Source organism: Desulfoluna sp. CLI2B (assembly GCF_056847375.1).
This window is the reverse complement of record NZ_CP186557.1, coordinates 3,956,322-3,973,789: the sequence shown is the minus strand read 5'-3', so window position 1 is coordinate 3,973,789 and position 17,468 is coordinate 3,956,322. Positions and strand designations below refer to the sequence as shown.

Here is a 17,468-nt window from a genome sequence, read left to right as displayed (position 1 = left end):
TTATTCAAGATTCTGATAGCGCAGACGATGGGTGTACTCGGCTCGTAAGAAAAGCGATCAGAAAACGATGAATGACATGTTGTGTTTTTCAAGTCATTGAATCTTTAGCAGGTAAAAGATTGCGGCGCTGTTTTATTGGCTTGATCTGATCCTTTGCTCATGAAATATCCGTAAATGAGATATGAAAGGCCGCCCCATCAAAGGGGCGGCCAACAGGGTGTGCGGATTAGATTTTCTAATAACTCGGTTATGATTACTGACTTGAGCTTTCCGTCGCGGCCTCTTATGGTTTGCACCGTTTTTTCCGATCGCTGCGGTTGACACCCCGATATACCCATACAGAGATGCCGACCCATGGTGAATTTTTCATTTGTTTTCCGGCGTGCAAGCCGGGAGACATTATCTTTTGGGAAGGTGTGGTATGCTGACGACGATGATCAATACGCTGTTGCCTCTGTTTGCGATGATGGGGTTCGGCCTTGGGGCCGGTTACAAGGGGATGCTGCCGGAAGAAAGCTCCTCCATTCTGAACACCTTTGTTTACAGGTTTACCCTGCCGAGCCTGATCTTCGGCTCCCTGGCCTCGTCTCCGGCCGCCGAGATCTTTCAATGGCAGTTCATGGAAGGGTTTGCCCTTGCCATGCTCTGTGCCTATCTGGTGGCCTTTCTTATCTCCTGTTTTTCCTTTAAATGCCATTTCACGGAAGGGGGCCTTCGGTCCACGGCGGCCAGCTTTCCCAACACAGCCTATCTAGGATTCCCTATCCTTTTGTCCCTGTTTGAGGGGAGCTCCCATGCGGTCATCGCCGTGACCCTGGCCACCTTGATGCCGACCCTGGTGCTGATGCTGGCCATCGGCAAGCTGGAGTTTCACCGGGCGGACAAGGGGCGATCTTCGTGGCATACCCTGGGGACGGTCTGTTTTTCCCTGCTGAAAACCCCCGTTATCGGAGCCTCTGTGGCAGGCATTCTCTGGTCCTGCCTCGGGCTGGGATTGCCCGAATCCCTCACCCTGTTTTTTCACGATTTCGGCATGGCGTCCGTGCCGTGCGCCCTCTTTGCCATGGGCATGGTCATCGGCAAAAGCGGGTTGTCGGTCTCTCCCATGGATCTTTTGTCCGTGAGCGTGGTGAAGATGGTGATCCAGCCCGTGCTGGCCGCATTTTTTCTCGTCATGTGCCACGTTTCAGGGGACTGGCTGATTATGGGGATTCTCCTTTCAGGGCTGCCCACGGCCATGGTCTCCTATCTGGTGGCCAAAGATTACGGGCTTTACGAAGACGGAAGCTCGGCAGCCGTCCTTGTGTCGACCCTGTTGTGTGTCGTGACCATCCCTGCCACCCTGGCCCTGGCGTCGCGCTTTGGCTTGGCCCTTGCCTGACCCGGATATTTCATGAGAAAACGACAGCCCCAAAAATACAAACTGTAATTCATCGTTTTCTGAACAATTTTCTCATCCTTCGGACGATGTAGCGATCCTCCTTCCTTCTGCCTCCGGCGAATCCGCCGGAGGTTCTCGTAAATTTATCAAAATATCAATGAGGTGTGTGCTGTCTCCTGCTATACTCGGTGGGTATGGTGTGGCGACGTGTGGCGTCGCCCGTGCGAACCTATCCGGGCCATGCTGGTCCCGGGTAACCTCGGCCGTATTGTTAACAAACCGTCAAGGAGGAGACCATGGAAGATCGCATCAGGGATGCCGTGATGGCGTCGTTTGTGGGGGATGCCTTAGCGCTGGGAGTGCACTGGATCTACAACGTGCGGGTCATTGACCGTAAATACGGGCGTGTTGAAGAGCTTCTGGCCCCGGAGCTGGCGTCGTTTCACAAGGGCAAGGCCAAAGGCGAATTTACCCATTACGGAGATCAGATGATGGTGCTTCTGGAGTCCGTGGCCCAAAACGGGGGATTTGATGCCAAAGGGTTCATGTCTGCCTGGGTGGGTCTCATGAAGGGGGGCTCTTGCTACCTGGATAAAGCATCCCAGGCGACCTTGGAGAATCTTGATGCGGGGGCGGCCTTTGACGGGGCTGGATCGGACTCCACGGACCTGGCCGGGGCGGCTCGGATTGCTCCGTTGCTGCTCGGCAACCATGCATCGGCCGGGGAGCTGGCGCAGCTGGCCACGTCCGAGACAGCCCTGACCCATGCCAACACGGCCGTGACCGATGCGGCGGCCTATTTTGCCTGCGTGGCCCGCCTCGTGCTGGACGGGTGCGGGCCGGTGGAGGCCTTAAGCCTCGCCCTGGATGAAGCCGGAGGCGGCGCCGAACTCAGGGAGGGGGTAACCATGGGCCTTCAGAGCCGCGAGACCCCGACCCGTGAAGCCATCGCCGAGTTTGGCCAGATGTGCGAGATCGAGGCATCTCTTCCTTCCACCGTTCACCTGATCACCCGCCATGAAAAAAGCCTGAAAGAGGCCCTCGTCGAAAACGTCATGGCCGGAGGCGATTCCGCAGCCCGCGGCATGCTTACCGGGCTGGTTCTGGGGGCGTGCCACGGGATTTCTGAGATTCCGGATGCCTGGGTTACCGGCATGACACGGTATCAGGACATCGTTAAGCTCATGGCGCCATCGTAAGTCCTTGGTCGACGTCATTGTCAATGGGTGAGGGCCGGGACCATGCGGCGGCCCCCCAGAAAGAGGGCGGCCACGGTAGCCGGGTACCACAGGGCCTGATAGCCCCCCATGGCGATGATGACCAAGGCCAGACTGGAAAGGGTCAGCTGGATTTTGAAGGGCTCGTGCACCAGCATGCGCCACGACGCCAGGATGATGATGACATAGGTGGTGAGAAAGTTGGCGCTGGCGAGCTTGAGGTAGTCGTCCACCTCAAAGCCGCAGCCCCAAAAAAGGAGAAGGGACAGGCCCCAGATACACCCCAGGGCCAGGAGGGCGCGACGGGGCGTGTGGGTTCTGGGGTCTACCTCTGAGAGCCAGGCGGGAAAGGAGCCGTCCCGGGCAAGGCCGAATACCAGGCGGGAGGCCCCTCGGACCCAGGAGATCATCATGATGAAGATGATGGAGATGGCAGCCACCGCCGAGATGCATTCCGCATGGGCACCGATGGAGACGCGCAACAGGTCGGAGATGGATGCGTTGCTCGATGCCAGGGTGGCTTTGGACAGAACGCCCACGATGGCAATAGAGAGCATGGTGAAAAGAACGCCTACCACGGCAACGGATGCCCCCAGGGCTTTGACCATGTCGTTGGGGTCGTGGAATTCTTCCCCGGAAAAGGCCGCGGTTTCCCATCCCACAAAGGCAAAAAAGCAGATGAGGGTGGTCTTCAGGATATGGCTCGGGCCCACCCCTTTGATGTCGGTGAACCGTGCGGGGTCGATGTGGGCAAAGGAGAGGAGGATGCCCATGGTCACCAGTACCAGGAACCCTATGAAGGTGTAGCGCTGGATCCGCATGGTCATTTCCACGTCCGCCAAGTTGATGCCGATGAGGGCCGCGAGGAAGCAGAACGCCACCAGCACCTGGCTGCCGTGGCTCAGCGCCATGAGCTTGGTCAGGTACTCGGAGAAAAAGAGGGCGGTGGCCGGGGCGCCCACGATGATGGCCGTCAGGTAGAGGACCCCGGTCAACTGGCCCATCTCTTTTCCCAGGCCGTGGGAGATGAACTCGATGACGCCGTTTGCCGAGGGGTGTCTGCGGGCCAGCTCGGACATGACCCGCGCCATGGGGTAAGAAATTCCCGCCAGGGCCATCCAGATGACGATGGACCAGGGGCCGGCCAGCCTGGCCGCGATGGAGGGCAGGACAATGATGCCGAGGCCCAGGACAGAGGTGGTGTACAGGACAAACCCGTCGGTTGCCGTGAGATGTTTGCGCAGCATGTGTCGCCTCGTGTGTGAGTATAAAAGTCGTGGTAACGGTTCAGCTCATTTTGCCGTCGGTGACCCTGTTAAAGCCTGCTTTATCTCTTTGTGTGTTAAAGCTGGATGGTTGTTTTGGCGGCTTTTATTAATGCATAGTAAATGGGCATAGAACCTTTAAAGCATATAATCGGGTGTTGTTGAATTCTCTTTGTTTTGTGGGAAGTTTTTTCTACCAGGAAATCCGGGTGAAGGTCAACGGGAAGGTTTCCCGTTGGGCGGGGCAAAACGAAAAACAACGGTGCAGGCCATCACATGGGCCTCCGGCGGATCTGCCGGAGGCCCATTGCTTTTTTTATTTCCGTACACGCTGGGCCAGGCGTTCGCTCAGGCGCAGGAGGGCGGGGGATCGATCGTCCCGGCCGATGGAAACATGGATCAGGGAGAACCCGTCCTCATAGGCCTCGGCATTGTCCAGGGCTCGGTCCAGTTGGGCTTCGGTGGTGACATGAAAACCCTTTCCCGCGCTCAGGACCTCGGGGATGCGGCTGAAGTTCCATGGCAGGATGTCATTGAAGGGGCCGTCCAGCATGGGGCGCTCCGTGCTGTAGCCCTTGTTGTCGAGCACGACGATAATGGGGTTGAGCTTGAAGAGGGCCAGGGTGGAGAGCTCCATGCCGGTCATCTGGAAGGAACCGTCGCCGGTGAGGACCAGGGGCCTGTGGCGGGGGTTGGCCAGCTGGGCCCCGATGGCCGCCGGAACCGCAAAGCCCAGGGACGCATAGTAGGCCGGGGACAAAAACTCCGTGGCTTCGTGGATGAGAAGGTCGTTGGCGCCGAACAGGGTATCGCCCACATCGGCGATGACCACGGTGTTGTTTTTCAGGAACCCGTTGAGCCTTTCAAAGAGCCGCTTGGCCGTGATGGGGTCGTTGCCGTTGCCCGCAGGTACGGGGTCTGGCTCTTCAGGTTGGGGCAGGGCTTCCGGCGTTCTGGGCTGTATGTTGGTTTCGTAGAGGCCGCTGACGAACTCTTCGAAGAGGATGTCGTCGTAGTGGTGGTGCTTGATGCTGACCCTCTCGCTGATGGCATAGATGCACCTGCCCGGGTCGATGTCGGCGGTGTAGACCCCCAGGTTCAGGTCGGTCATGAACGCGCCCAGGATGATCAGGCAGTCGCTTGATTCGACATATTCGCGAACCTCCTCCCGCCCGGTGGCCCCTTCGTAGATCCCTAAGTACAGCGGAGATTTTTCCGAGATAACAGATTTGCCGAGGATGGTGGATGCCACCGGGATCCCCATTTTTCGCGCAAACCCCAGGAGCTGGGGCTGCAACCCGAATCGGTGGATTTCCACCCCGGCAAGGATCACGGGGCGCTCGGCCTCATTGATGAGTTCGGCTGTTTCGGCCAGGGCCTCCTTGAGGCTCTCCGGGTCGCTCGTCTCTTCGGCCTGGGGGTGGGTGTGATGTGCGGGGCACTCCTTTGTCACCATGTCCCGGGGAATCTCAATGTAGACAGGGCGCTTGTACCTCAAGGCCGCGTGAATCACCCGATCGATCTCCGCAGGGGCCGTGTCCGGGTTGTCCAATAAGGCCGTTGCCACGGTAAACTCCTGGAACACGCGGAGCTGGGTGTCGAATTCCTTGACCTTGTGGTGGAGCATGGGGTCGTTGAGGCGCTCTTCCACGCCCGGAGCACCGCTGATCACCACCACCGGGGATTTTTCGGCGTAAGCCTGGGCCGTTGTGTTGGCGATTTTGAGTCCACCGACGCAATAGGTTACGCAGACGGCCCCCAGGCCGCGCACCCGGGCATAGGCGTCGGCGGCAAACCCGGCTCCCTGCTCATCGCAGGTGTTGATAAGGCTTAAGGTATCGTTGCGGGCCATGAGATCGAAGAAGGAGAGGACATAGTCTCCGGGAATGCCGAACACATGGTCGACGCCATGGCCCTGGAGTTGTTCGATCAGGTAATCGCCAATGGTCTTCGATGCGGTCATCGTAACCTCCTCAAATGGAAAAAACGGTTATGGGTGTGTCAATGAAACAGCCCTCACAGGAGGGCGGTGCGGGCAGGGCGTTGAGACATGGCGCTGTGTCGGGACGAATGCCCCGGAATAATAAGTGCCACAGAAGCGGCGGAGGCGAGGTCTTTGGTGATTTTTCAGGATGTGTGCGGGAAAAGGAGTTGTTGCTAATATACCAATTTTAATGGCCCTTTGGCAAACAGGTTGCCGAAAAGAAACAGGCTGAGGCGGGTGTTTTTTTACCCCCCCCCGGTACGGGCGGGGAGGGGGAGGCCGCTACGCAATGAGGGTGGAATGGGCGGTGGCAACCTGCCAGTTGCCGGACTCCGAAAGGGTCCAGGCCCGGGTGAACCGGAATTCGCCGTTTGCAGGCTCTCCGCCGTAGGAACCCGTCAGGTTTACCCGCACGGATACCGTGGCAACGGTGGCGCAGAGTGTGTTGATGCGCATCTCCGACGACACAATATCGTCAATTTTCAGTACGCCAGATTCATGGGCAGCCAGGTCGTCTTCTTTGCTGACGATGAGCCCCAGGTGGTTGGTAAAGACAAGCTCCGGGGACAAAAGCCTGTCCAGGGCCTCGACGTCTGAGCGAAGCATGGCCGAGCGAAGGGCCTCTTCAGCGGTTTCAATGGCTTTGTAAATGGTGGTCATGATGGCCTCCTTGAGGATGGCATGCGTTTCCAGTCATACGTGGGCATGCGGTAAATCGTTTGTTACTGGTTTTCGAGAATCGGTTTCAGCACCTGGGGAAAATCCGTAATCAGGGTGGTGACACCGGCCTCAATGAATGCCTGCATCCGCTCGGGGTCGTTGACGGTCCAGAGGTTGACATCTTTCCCCCTGGCGATAATGTCGCGAAGCTCGTCCGGGGTGATGAGGTCCTGGTTGGCGTTGTAGGTGTCGTAGGCAAGGTCACCCCAGTTGTTCTTGGGGCCGCCCGTGTCCCCGATGAGGGCCTGCACGGCAAACTCAGGGGCTTTGTCTTTGATCTCGTCCAAAAGGCTGTGGTCAAAGGAGGAGAAGAAGACCCGGGAGGGCTCAAGGCCGCTTCGGCGGACCTCGGAAAGGGCTTTTTCCACCACGGGAAAGCCCACGGCAGACCCCAGAAGGGTCTTGATCTCCAGGTTGACGGGCCAGTTTTTGGAGGCGGTAAAGGCCAGGCCCTCCTGCAGGGTGGGGATGGTGAGGCCCCGGAACGATGCGGCTTCTTCCTGTGAAATGGCACCGGATTCGATCTGGCCGAAGGGGTCGGTGCGGACAAACCAGGAGCCGGCGTCGAGCTGCCGGAGCTCGTCCAAGGTAAAGTCCGAGACAGCGTAGCTTTTCCGCCCGGGGAACCGGGTGAGGGCGTCGGTTGTGCGCTTCAGGGTGTTGTCGTGGAAGAGGACAAGGGCGCCGTCCCGGGTGACGGAGATGTCTGTCTCCCAGAGGTGGGCTCCCACGTGAAATCCTTTTTCGATGGCGGCCAGGGTGTTTTCCGGTGCGAGGCTTCGGGCGCCTCGGTGGGCTGAGTTGAAAACCATGATGTGGTGTCCTTTGCAAGGGTGACGGGCTGGGGGTCCCACCCCCGGCCCGGACACCCGTTATAATACAGAACCGGTGGTTAATCCAGGCGTGGTGGTGGGCTGGCAACGCTCTGTTTCCCTGACAGGAAGATGGCAAAGCGCGGGTGCACCAGGTCTGAGAAGGAGCTGGCGATACATGGTGGCGGTTTGCTCTGTATCTGTAAATAGATACAGAGTAGGGCTGAACGGTGTTAGTGTTTGGGGTGGTGGTTTTATCTCCTGCTTGACAAAAAGATAAACCTTACGTTAACGTAAAGTCCAAAAATCGCCGGTGGGACAACACGAAGCTCCGAGCCTGCCGGACTGTCACCGTTCATGTTCTGATGCTTTACCGGAGGGCGTATGAAGATACTGGCCATTGACCCCGGTTCCACATCGACAAAAATCGGGGTGTTTACCCACGGTGAGATGATCCAGGAGGGCATGGATCACGACCGGGACCTGATCGATTCATTTTCAGAGATCCACGAGCAGGAAGAGATGCGGTTTGCCTGCATCACCAGGGCCCTTGAAACCCGCGGTCTCGGTACGGTGCGGTTTGACGCCGTGGTGGGGCGCGGTGGATTGATACGGCCCGTCACAGGCGGTGTCTACCGGGTGTGCGACAGTCTTCTTGCCGACTTAAGGGAAGGTGTCAGCGGCAGCCACGCTTCGAACCTCGGCGGGATTCTGGCCCGTCGGTTTGCCGCCTCCTCCGGGTGCGAGGCCTTTATCGTGGATCCCGTGGTGGTGGACGAACTTGACGACGTGGCCCGGCTCTCCGGTCTCGAAGGCATCGAGCGCAAAAGCATTTTCCACGCCCTCAACCAGAAAGCCGTGGCCCGCCGCGTGGCCCAAGAGAGGGGCGGCTCCTATCATGAGGCCCACCTGATCGTGGCCCACATGGGGGGCGGCGTCACCGTGGGGGCCCACAAAAAGGGACGCGTGGTGGACGTCAACAACGGCCTGGACGGCGACGGGCCTTACGCTGCGGAGCGCTCCGGCTCCCTTCCGGTGGACGGCATGGCAGAGGCCCTGCGCACGGGCCGATTCACCCCGGACTCCCTGGTGCGTACCGTGAGCCGAAGTGGGGGGATCTTCTCCTATCTCGGCATTGTGGACCTTCGTGAGGTGGAGCGCCGCATGGACGAGGGCGATTCCAAAGCGGTGCTGGTCTGGCGCGGCATGGTTTACCAGATAGCCAAGGAGATCGGGGGGCTTGCCGCGGCCATGGACGGAGAGGTGGACGCCATTGTTCTCACAGGGGGGATGGCCCATAGCCGACGCCTCACCGAGGCCATTTCGGAAAAAACGGGGTTCATTGCCGACGTGGTTGTGGTGCCCGGTGAGTTTGAGCTGGAGGCCCTGGCCGAGGGGGCCATGCGGGTGCTGGAGGGGGAAGAGGAGGTCAAACGGTATGAAACGGGGGAACAGCGAATGGTGAATAGTGAGTAGTGAATGGTGAATGGTGAGTGGTGGGGGCATTGAACTGTGGTGGTGTTTTTGGGCTCGGTCGGGTACACAGGTTTAAAAAAAGCGTTTGCTAAACCCTACCTATTCAGCTTGCCTCCGGCGGGGCGTTTTTTTGAAAAAAAGCTCCGCAAAAATGTCGATATTGTTTCGGCGGAGCCTGAAAAAAAACTTGCTTCAGGCCTGTTTGTCGAACTTTTTTAAACGTTTGGCCCCGGCAGGGCCACCGGAAGCAAAGATGAACGGAATAGCTACAAAATCAGGAAGGACGATATGGATATTGGGAAGCACCTGAGGCGGTACATGGAGCGGGAAGGGGTCTCCGAGGCGGAGGTCATGGAGACTTTGGGGGTGGACGCAGGCCGGTTCGACGAGCTGGAGAGCGGTGAGCTGGCCCTGGGGGTTTCGGATCTGCTCAAGCTGGCTACCCTGTTGAAGACTGACCTTCCAGCCCTTTTGCACGGCAAGGAGTACAGGGAGCGAAAGGCGATCAAGACCTCGGTGGCCGACCGGGTGGTGGTGCGGAACGAAAGGGCACTGGACTACGAGAGCCTGGCGCCTTCCTATGTGGGGCGAAGCATGGAGCCTTTTCTGGTGACCATCTACCGCAGGGACGACGCCGAGGTGGAGGTGAGCCGCCACGACGGTGAGGAGTTTCTCTTTATCACCGAAGGCACCTTGAAGATCGTTGTGGACGGTGAGGCACAGATTCTGGAAGAGGGGGACAGCTTCTATTTTGACTCCAGCCTGCCCCACTCGGTGAACGCCGTAACGGACAAGGTGGTGCTGGTCTCCTCCATCTACAAAGGCGAGTCCATGGTCCACCGCACGCGGGGGCGGCGCATGAAGGCCATCATCGAGGCTGCCAAGCTCTTGACCCGCCGCAACATCGTGGTGATCTCGCCGGACAAGACAGCCATCTCCGCCATCAACATCGCCATTGAAGAGGAGATCATCGACAAGGCCTACCTCGTGGGCAAAAGGGCCTGGATCGACGAGCGGTGCGACGGAGAACTTCGGTTCCCCGCCGCCTACGAGTACGTGGAGGTTGCAGCCGAGGGCGACGACTTTGAACCGGCGGCAGCCCGGGCCGGTGTGGCCATCATCCGCAAGGGCCTTGGTCACATGATCATGAAGGGCAAGGTCAACACCAACGCCTTTTTAAAGGCCATCCTGAATAGAAACGAGGGCATTGGCACGGGCCGGAGGCTTTCTCTGGTGGGGATTTTCGAAGTGCCCGGCGTGGACCGGCTTCTCATGCTCACCGATCCGGGCATCAACCCCGAGCTCTTTGTGGGGGACGACGTGGCCAGCGGTGTGGATATTGTCCGCAACGCCATCGACGTGGCTCGTTCCCTGGGCGTGGCCCGCCCCAAGGTGGCCCTTCTGGACGCCAACGAGGTGCCCACGGACAGCATCCCTACCACCGTGTTCGAGCGGAACCTTTCGGAGATGGTGTGGGAAGACGCCGACGTGGCAGGGCCCCTTTCCTACGACCTCGCCCTTTACGACACCTTTGTGAAAGCCAAGGGCATCACCGGTGATCCCGTGGCAGGCAAGGCCGACATCCTCGTGGTACCCTACATCGCCACCGGCAATATCCTCTACAAAAGCTGGGCCATGACCATGGGCGCCGAAGTGGCCAACGTGGTTCTGGGCGCCTCAGCCCCCATCATCCTCACCTCCCGCTCGGATTCGGACATCGTCAAGTTTCTTACCATCTGTGCCTCTGCCTTGTATTCACGCTGGCTGGAGGAGAAAAGCTCGTAATGCAGCGCATCCACGGGGGCCCCGAAGCCTGTCGCGAATCGTAGGGTGCGGCCCCCGCACCGCCTGGCGTAACGCGGGCCACCGGCTTTTGCTTTTCATGGTCTCTCCCATCACCGCAATGGATACCGGTTTTCGAGACGCTCTGCGGTTCTCACGGCGCACCGACGGGCCCCCGAAGCGTGTCGCGAATTGTAGGGTGCGGCCCCCGCACCGCCTGGCGCAACGCGGGCCACCGGCTTTTGCTTTTCATGATCTCTCCCATTACCGCAATGGATGCCGGTTTTCGAGACGCTCTGCGGTTCGCACGGCGCACCCGACGGGCCCCCGAAGCGTGTCGCGAATCGTAGGGTGCGGCCCCCGCACCGCCTGGCGTAACGCGGGCCACCGGCTTTTGCTTTTCATGGTCTCTCCCATCACCGCAATGGATGCCGGTTTTCGAGACGCTCTGCGGTTCGCACGGTGCACCCGACGGGCCCCCGAAGCGTGTCGCGAATTGTAGGGTGCGGCCCCCGCACTGCCTGGCGCAACACGGGCCACCGGCTTTTGCATTTCATGGTCTCTCCCATCACCGCAAGGGATACCGGTTTTCGAGACGCTCTGCGGTGCGCACGGCGCACCCTACGGGCCCCGAAGCGTGTCGCAAATCGTAGGGTGCGGCCCCCGCACCGCTTTGCGATGGGTGACGGAGGCCGAATGATATGAGTCTTCATTTAATAGCGGTGGGTGCTTCAGGAAGAAAGACAAAAGCCGCCGCACGTTGACGTGGTCTACGATCAACGCGCGGCGGCTTTCGTTTTTTGAGGAGGCAATGCCTCGCAATGGCAAGGTGAAATCGAGGTGACCGGACGGCCCCCTCATGGCGACCCTTTTTACATGCGGATTACGCGTCCCGGGGCCTTGCCTGTGGTTTTGCCCTCTGATACCACGGGCGTGCCGTTGACCAGCACGTGGGAGATGCCGTCGGGGTGCTGGCAGGGGTCGGTGTAGGTGCCTTTGTCGCAGACGGTCTCGGGGTTGAACACGGTGACGTCGGCATGGTAGCCGGCTTTGAGCAGGCCCCGTTTGTCGATGCCGAAGACCTCGGCGGTGCGGCCCGTCATCTTGCGGACGGCGTCGGTTAAGGAGAGGGCTTTTTTGTCACGTGCGTAGCGGCCCAGAACGCGGGCAAAGGAGCCGTAGACCCTGGGGTGGGGTTTTCCGCCCAGGAGACCGTCGGTGCAGACGTTCATCTCGGGCCGCCTCATGAAGCCTTCCACGTGCTCTTCCAGTCCGTAGAAGTCCACCATGCCCACGGCGTTCTCTTCGGCCAGCAGGAGGTCGAAGGTGGCCTCGTAGGGGTCTTTGCCCCGCAGCTTGCCCAGCTCGGTGAGGCTTTTGCCGATGGCGTCCTTGTTGAGGTGGGTTTTGACGTCGGTGACGAAGATGCCGTCCAGGCCTGCAAAGTCCACGAAGTTGTCCCATCCCGGAATGCCCGCCTTGATGTCCTTCACCATTTTCTTGCGGAGGTCTGCATCGCGCAGCCGCGAAAGGAGCTTGTCCGTGCCGCCGTCGTGGACCCACGGGGGCAGGATGACGCCCAGCATGGTGCTGCCCGCCACATAGGGGTACTGGTCAAAGGAGACCCGGATGCCCTCTGATTTGCATTTCTCCAGGAGTTCGAGCACTTTCTCGTACTTGTCGGCGTTGTTTTTGCCGCACACCTTGAAGTGGGAGAAGTGGATCTTAGCGCCGGATTCGCGGCCCATGGTGATGACCTCTTCCATGGAGTCCAGGATGGTGTCGGCTTCGCTTCGCTGGTGGATGACCAGGGGACGGTCGAACTCTGCGCAGACCTTGCAGAGGGCCACCATCTCACGGGTATCGCTGTAGGCGCAGGGCATGTAGATGAGGCCGGTGGAAAGGCCCATACCGCCGGCGTCCAGTTCCCGCCTCAGGATGTCCTGCATGCGGGCCAGGTCGTCGTCGGTGCCGATCTTGTTGTCCAGGCCGATGCCCTCCATGCGCACGTTACCGTGGGGAATGAGGTAACCTTCGTTGGGGGCGGAGCCGTTGGCCTCCAGGAGTTTCAGGTAGCCGTCGGTGGTTTTGAAGGTCCAGTCCAGGTCTTCCACGTCGCCGTCGAGGCCGGCCAGGTTCTTGCGCCAGGGGCTGATGAACTCTTCGGGGAGGGGGGCGGCGGAGATGCCGTCCTGGCCGAGGATCTCCGTGGTGATGCCCTGGCGGGTTTTTGCTTCTACCAGGCGGTCTTCAAAGAGGAGAAGGTCGGAGTGGCTGTGGGAGTCGATGAAGCCCGGGCAGACCACCTGGCCTGCGGCATCGATCTCTTCGTCAAAGGTGCCTGCCGGTGCAGGTCCTTCTGCTACGGCCGTAATGCGGTCGTCTTCAATAATCAGGTTGCCGGAAAAGGCTTCAGCGCCGCTTCCGTCGATAATGGTTCCGTTTTTGATAAGACGTTTCAATGCAGGTCTCCCTTGAATACGTATCGTGTGTGAAGCAGGGTTCAGCTTGCCGGAGGGTTTTTGCGCAATACCCGATACCCGGCCGCGCTGAGGCCTCGGTGCCTAAACCCGGATATTTCACGAGTCGAGTGCATCCATATTCAAGGCATCAGAGCTGCAGATGTAGTGGTTTACCTCAAGGCTCTGATAACGCAGAAGATGGGTGCACTCGGCTCGCCCAAAGAGTGAGAAAATCGAGCAAAAAATCATGAATAACATTTTGTATTTTTGAAATGCCTGATTTTTTCACAATAACCGATTGTAATGATTTTTCATTGTTGCAATCGGGCCGTTTTCTAATGAAATGTCCGGGTTAAGGGCACCGAGGCTCTATTGTATTGATTCGGTGTGGTTTTCCCGGCCGGAAAGGGCATCGTTGCTCTTTTTCAGACCGGGGAAGGCATCGGCCGTGTCCGCATCATCCCGCCATCCGGGATGATGCGAACCGGCGTAGCCGTTGGTCTTATGCTGCGTCGTCCTTGGCCATGGCCTCGTGTTCATCGGTGATGGCCAGGGGGGCGGAGGGTTTGCCCATGGCGATCTCGATCTTGGCGATGACAAAGAAGGTCGCGGTGCTCACAAAGGACCCGAAGATGATGGACATGATGCCGAAGGGCTCGCCCATCTGCTTCCAGACAATGGCAGCCACCGAGCCCAGGATGATGGACCAGAGGCCGGCGTTCACCGTGGCTTTCTCATAGACCAGGCCAAAGACGAAGGCCGCAAAGGGACCTGCCGCCCGCATGGTGAAGGCCAGGATGAGCAGGGAGATGATGGGGTAGTCGTTTAAGGCGATGACAATGGCGCTTGCCCCCACCACCACGATGGCCCCTTTGCTCCAGGTCATGAGGTCTTTGTCGGCTGCTTTGGGGTTGAGGTACGCCTGGTAGACGTCCTTGGTGAACAGGGTGGAGACGGCCAGCATGTTGCCGGAGGCGCTGGACATGGTGGCTGCCACAACCGATGCCAGCACGAGCCCTGCGATGATGGTGGGGGCAAAGTGCTGGGCTGCCGTGGGCAGGGCGCTGTTGGCCGAGATGTCGGGGAAGTGGGCCAGGGCCACCAGGCCGATGACGGCCGGGATAAAGCCGTAGCAGGCCATGAGCAGGGAGCAGATGAAAGAGCCTGCCTTGGCCACCTTGGCGTTTTTCGCCGCAAAGTAGCGCTGAACCGCTTCCTGCCCGGTGGAGAAGGTCATGAAGTACATGAGGATCAAACCGGCGATGGTTTTCCAGCCCACCTTGGTGAGGCCAAGCTGTCCCGGAGGCAGGTTTTCCACCAGGTAGTTCCAGCCCCCGGCGTTTTTAAGGATAATGGGCATGGCAATGGCCATCCCCACGGTAATGAAAAAGATGTGGACAATATCGGTGTAGGCCACGGAAACCAGCCCACCCATGAGGGTGTAAGCTGTAACCACGCATCCGACGATGACCACCACGGTTTTGAGGTCGGCTCCGGTGACCACGTGGATCACCGAGGAGGTGGCAACCACCTGGGCGGCGGTGGCAAAAAAGAGCGCCGAGATGGAGAGGATGGTGGTGATCATGTGGGATGGCTTGCCGTAGCGGCGCCCGATGATCTCAGGGACGGTGGTGGCCATGGACTTTCGTAAGAAAGGAGCCACAAAGGAGACCAGGAAGATCCCGATGCCCGCGCAGACCACGTACCAGCCTGCGGAAAGGCCCCATTCGCCGTAAGCCTTGGAGGCCACGCCCAGGGTGGATCCGCCGCCGATCTCGGCGGCGGCCAGGGTTCCGGCCACCATGAGGGGACCGAGTTGCCGACCGGCCAGCATGAAGTCGCTGGATTCCTTGATTTTGCGTTTGGCAACCCAGAGCCCGATACCGACCATGCCTGCCATGTATGCGATGATGATGTAAAACGTGCTAGTCATGATACTCCCCCTTTTTGGAATCAGTCGTTGAGCAGGCTTTCGATAATGGCGGCATACCCGACCACGGCTTTTTCAAGCTGGTCGGTGGTGATGTACTCGTCGTCGGTGTGAGCCAGGGTCTCAAGGGAAGGTCCAAACCCCAGGGTCTTGATCCCTGCTTCCCCTGCGTAGTGGCTCCCGTTGGTGCAGAAGGCGTAGTGGGAAATATCTGACTGGGGTTTTTCCCCACGGTTTTCAGCCCGGCCAGGGCCTTTTGTACGAAGGGCTCTTTTTCTTCATAGAGCCATGCCGGGAAGAATCGTTCTGCGGAGATGGTTTCGTCGGTGTAGCAGGCAGCCTGGTCGGTGGCCAGACCCGCGGTGGCGGAAAACTCAGGATCGGCGGCGGCGCAGGCAGCCACGGCGTCGTGGATGGGGGCCAGCACGCTTTCAATGGTTTCGCCCACCAGGAGGCGTCGGTCGTAGGTCACCCGGCAGGATGAGGGCACCACCGAGGCTCCGGGGTAGGGTGCGGACTTGATGTCCGTGAGCACGTTGGTGCCCTTGCCGAGCACGGGGTGCTCAGGCGGGGTAATAGCTTCCACTTTTTCCAGGAGGGCCATCATCTTGTGCACGGCGTTGATGCCCTCTTCAGGGGATGCGGAGTGGGCGGGCTTGCCCTGGGTCTCCAGCACGATTTCCGCGCGGCCCCTCTGGGCGATTTTGAGGTTAAGCTGGGAGGCTTCGCCGATGATAACGTAGTCGGGGGCGACCCGCTTTGTGATCTCTCGGGAGGCCACGCCTTCAAAGCACTCTTCGTGCACCGCGCCCACTACGTGGATCTCGCCGTCGAAATCCCTGCCGGTTTTTTCAGCGACCTTTAATGCGGCGCAGGCCATGGCGGCCACGGCGCCCTTCATGTCCGAGGAGCCTCGGCCGTAGATTTTCCCGTCGATGAGTTGGGCACCGAAGGGTTCCTTGGTCCAGCGGTCAGCGTCCACGGGCACCGTGTCGATGTGGCCGTCCAGGAGGACCTTTTTACCGGGGCGCTTGCCGCGGATGGTGCCGGTGACGCTGCCGTAGCGGTCCACGAACACCTCGTCAAAGCCGCTGGCTTCCATGAATGCTTTCAGGACACCGGCAACCCCTGCCTCTTCGCCCGAAACGCTGGGCTGTTTGATCATGTCCCTGCAAAGTCCGATAACCTGTTCCTTGTGTGTCTCACTCAGCATGCTTCTTCCTCCTTTTCGGTGTGGTCACCGAACCAGGTGATGTTGCGATAGATGTCGGGGTCCGTGTCGCCTTCGGTGCTTATCAGGAGCACGCGCGAATCGGAATCAATTTTTAATTGTTCCCTGATACGGGACAGTTCCGGTCGTGTCATGATGAGGTGGAGCAGTCCTGCGGTGACGGCCCCGGATTCTCCGGAGATCACCTGGGGATCGCCTGACACGGGTGCGCCCAGGATGCGCATGCCGTTGGCCGCCACCCAGTCCGGGCAGGAGATGTAGCCGTCGGCGTAGTCCCGAAGGATGTCCCAGCCGATGATGTTGGGCTCCCCGCAGGCCAGGCCGGCCATGAGGGTGTCCATGTCGCCGGTGGTGAACCGAGGTTTACCGTCCCCTGCTTCGGCGGATTTATAGATGCAGTTGGCCTTGTGGGGCTCCACGATGGTGGTGATGGGGCGCTCGTCGCCAAAGGCCGTGGCCAGGAAACCCTGGACGCCGCCGGCATAGGAGCCGACCCCTGCCTGCAGGAAGACGTGGGTGGGGGCGCTCTCTTTGATGGCGGCCAGCTGCTCCAGGGCCTCATGGGCCATGGTCATGTAGCCCTGCATGATCCAGGCGGGGATGTCCTCGTAGCCCTCCCAGGCCGTGTCCTGCACCATGACCCAGCCCTTTTCTTTGGACTGTTTCCAGGCCAGGCGCACGGCATCGTCGTAGTTCATGTCCGTGATGGAGGCTTCGGCCCCTTCGGCCTGGATGTTGGCAAGGCGGGTCAGGGAAGAACCCTTGGGCATGTAGATGACCGCTTTCTGGCCCATCTGGCGCGCTGCCCAGGCCACACCGCGGCCGTGGTTGCCGTCGGTGGCCGAGACAAAGGTGATCTCTCCCACTTTTTTGCGGGTCTCCTCGGAGCGCAGGGTCTCGGCGGTGAGCTCCGAGATGTCGATGCCCAGCCGCTCGGCAATGACGCTGGCGATGGCAAAGCCGCAACCCAGGACTTTAAAGGCATTGAGGCCCATGCGCTTGGATTCGTCTTTGACGTAGACGCCAGCCAGGCCCAGGGTGCTTGCCAGCCCCTTCAGCGATGCCAAGGGGGTTGGGGCGTATTCGTCAAAGCTTTTGAAATAACGGCGAACCACGTCGGCGCGCTCGGGGGAAAGGAAGGCCGTGTCGGCCTTGTCTCCTTGGGTGCGTGCGGAAGGGTTTGCGATAAAATCGATGGATGTGGTCAT

The 17,468-nt window shown here is 59.6% G+C and carries 13 protein-coding genes; 5 read left to right on the top strand and 8 right to left on the bottom strand.

The features are described from left to right. Positions 1 to 421 precede the first annotated feature (421 nt). A complete protein-coding gene (locus ACOYW2_RS18605) occupies positions 422 to 1,381 on the top strand; it encodes an AEC family transporter (RefSeq protein WP_482767520.1) in 960 nt (319 codons plus the stop codon). Between the two features lie 296 nt (positions 1,382 to 1,677). Next, entirely contained in the window at positions 1,678 to 2,580 is a 903-nt protein-coding gene (locus ACOYW2_RS18600) for an ADP-ribosylglycohydrolase family protein (protein WP_482767519.1), read from the top strand. 20 nt (positions 2,581 to 2,600) lie between these two features. Here the strand turns inward: ACOYW2_RS18600 and ACOYW2_RS18595 are convergent, their stop codons facing one another. The 4 genes from ACOYW2_RS18595 to ACOYW2_RS18580 form a co-directional block, all read right to left on the bottom strand. Beyond that, positions 2,601 to 3,845 carry an APC family permease gene (locus tag ACOYW2_RS18595; RefSeq protein ID WP_482767518.1) on the bottom strand — a complete coding sequence of 415 codons (1,245 nt, stop codon included), beginning with the start codon at positions 3,843 to 3,845 and terminating at the stop codon, positions 2,601 to 2,603. A 334-nt stretch (positions 3,846 to 4,179) separates the two neighbouring features. Further along, positions 4,180 to 5,826: an alpha-keto acid decarboxylase family protein gene (locus tag ACOYW2_RS18590; protein WP_482419466.1), complete on the bottom strand. Its 1,647-nt coding sequence runs from the start codon at positions 5,824 to 5,826 to the stop codon at positions 4,180 to 4,182. 303 nt (positions 5,827 to 6,129) lie between these two features. Then, on the bottom strand, positions 6,130 to 6,507 hold the full coding sequence (locus ACOYW2_RS18585) for a nuclear transport factor 2 family protein (RefSeq protein WP_482419465.1): 378 nt from the start codon (positions 6,505 to 6,507) through the stop codon (positions 6,130 to 6,132). A gap of 62 nt (positions 6,508 to 6,569) precedes the next feature. Continuing rightward, on the bottom strand, positions 6,570 to 7,379 hold the full coding sequence (locus tag ACOYW2_RS18580; RefSeq protein WP_482767517.1) for a glycerophosphodiester phosphodiesterase: 810 nt from the start codon (positions 7,377 to 7,379) through the stop codon (positions 6,570 to 6,572). 384 nt (positions 7,380 to 7,763) lie between these two features. Here ACOYW2_RS18580 and buk point away from each other — a divergent pair, with 384 nt between their 5' ends. From buk to ACOYW2_RS18565, 3 genes are all read left to right on the top strand, one after another. Further along, entirely contained in the window at positions 7,764 to 8,855 is a 1,092-nt protein-coding gene (buk, locus tag ACOYW2_RS18575; protein ID WP_482767516.1) for a butyrate kinase, read from the top strand. A 36-nt stretch (positions 8,856 to 8,891) separates the two neighbouring features. After that, entirely contained in the window at positions 8,892 to 9,074 is a 183-nt protein-coding gene (locus ACOYW2_RS18570; RefSeq protein ID WP_482767515.1) for a hypothetical protein, read from the top strand. A gap of 69 nt (positions 9,075 to 9,143) precedes the next feature. Then, positions 9,144 to 10,640 carry a phosphate acyltransferase gene (locus tag ACOYW2_RS18565; protein WP_482767514.1) on the top strand — a complete coding sequence of 499 codons (1,497 nt, stop codon included), beginning with the start codon at positions 9,144 to 9,146 and terminating at the stop codon, positions 10,638 to 10,640. Positions 10,641 to 11,509: 869 nt separating this feature from the next. Here the strand turns inward: ACOYW2_RS18565 and ACOYW2_RS18560 are convergent. From ACOYW2_RS18560 to dpaL, 4 genes are all read right to left on the bottom strand, one after another. Beyond that, on the bottom strand, positions 11,510 to 13,099 hold the full coding sequence (locus ACOYW2_RS18560; RefSeq protein WP_482767513.1) for an N-acyl-D-amino-acid deacylase family protein: 1,590 nt from the start codon (positions 13,097 to 13,099) through the stop codon (positions 11,510 to 11,512). Positions 13,100 to 13,601: 502 nt separating this feature from the next. Next, positions 13,602 to 15,032: a sodium:solute symporter family protein gene (locus ACOYW2_RS18555; protein WP_482419460.1), complete on the bottom strand. Its 1,431-nt coding sequence runs from the start codon at positions 15,030 to 15,032 to the stop codon at positions 13,602 to 13,604. Next, entirely contained in the window at positions 15,025 to 16,242 is a 1,218-nt protein-coding gene (locus ACOYW2_RS18550) for a YgeY family selenium metabolism-linked hydrolase (RefSeq protein WP_482767512.1), read from the bottom strand. The genes ACOYW2_RS18555 and ACOYW2_RS18550 overlap by 8 nt, the downstream gene beginning before the upstream one ends. Next, a complete protein-coding gene (gene dpaL / locus ACOYW2_RS18545; protein WP_482767511.1) occupies positions 16,236 to 17,468 on the bottom strand; it encodes a diaminopropionate ammonia-lyase in 1,233 nt (410 codons plus the stop codon). The genes ACOYW2_RS18550 and dpaL overlap by 7 nt, the downstream gene beginning before the upstream one ends.

Excerpts from the sequence above, each read along its gene's own strand:
- ACOYW2_RS18585 (WP_482419465.1), bottom strand. The coding sequence starts at position 6,507 with ATGACCACCATTTACAAAGCCATTGAAACCGCTGAAGAGGCCCTTCGC.
- ACOYW2_RS18565 (WP_482767514.1), top strand. The coding sequence starts at position 9,144 with ATGGATATTGGGAAGCACCTGAGGCGGTACATGGAGCGGGAAGGGGTC.
- ACOYW2_RS18580 (WP_482767517.1), bottom strand. The coding sequence starts at position 7,379 with ATGGTTTTCAACTCAGCCCACCGAGGCGCCCGAAGCCTCGCACCGGAA.
- ACOYW2_RS18550 (WP_482767512.1), bottom strand. The coding sequence starts at position 16,242 with ATGCTGAGTGAGACACACAAGGAACAGGTTATCGGACTTTGCAGGGAC.
- dpaL (WP_482767511.1), bottom strand. The coding sequence starts at position 17,468 with ATGACCACATCCATCGATTTTATCGCAAACCCTTCCGCACGCACCCAA.
- ACOYW2_RS18605 (WP_482767520.1), top strand. The coding sequence starts at position 422 with ATGCTGACGACGATGATCAATACGCTGTTGCCTCTGTTTGCGATGATG.
- ACOYW2_RS18600 (WP_482767519.1), top strand. The coding sequence starts at position 1,678 with ATGGAAGATCGCATCAGGGATGCCGTGATGGCGTCGTTTGTGGGGGAT.
- ACOYW2_RS18590 (WP_482419466.1), bottom strand. The coding sequence starts at position 5,826 with ATGACCGCATCGAAGACCATTGGCGATTACCTGATCGAACAACTCCAG.
- ACOYW2_RS18595 (WP_482767518.1), bottom strand. The coding sequence starts at position 3,845 with ATGCTGCGCAAACATCTCACGGCAACCGACGGGTTTGTCCTGTACACC.
- ACOYW2_RS18555 (WP_482419460.1), bottom strand. The coding sequence starts at position 15,032 with ATGACTAGCACGTTTTACATCATCATCGCATACATGGCAGGCATGGTC.
- buk (WP_482767516.1), top strand. The coding sequence starts at position 7,764 with ATGAAGATACTGGCCATTGACCCCGGTTCCACATCGACAAAAATCGGG.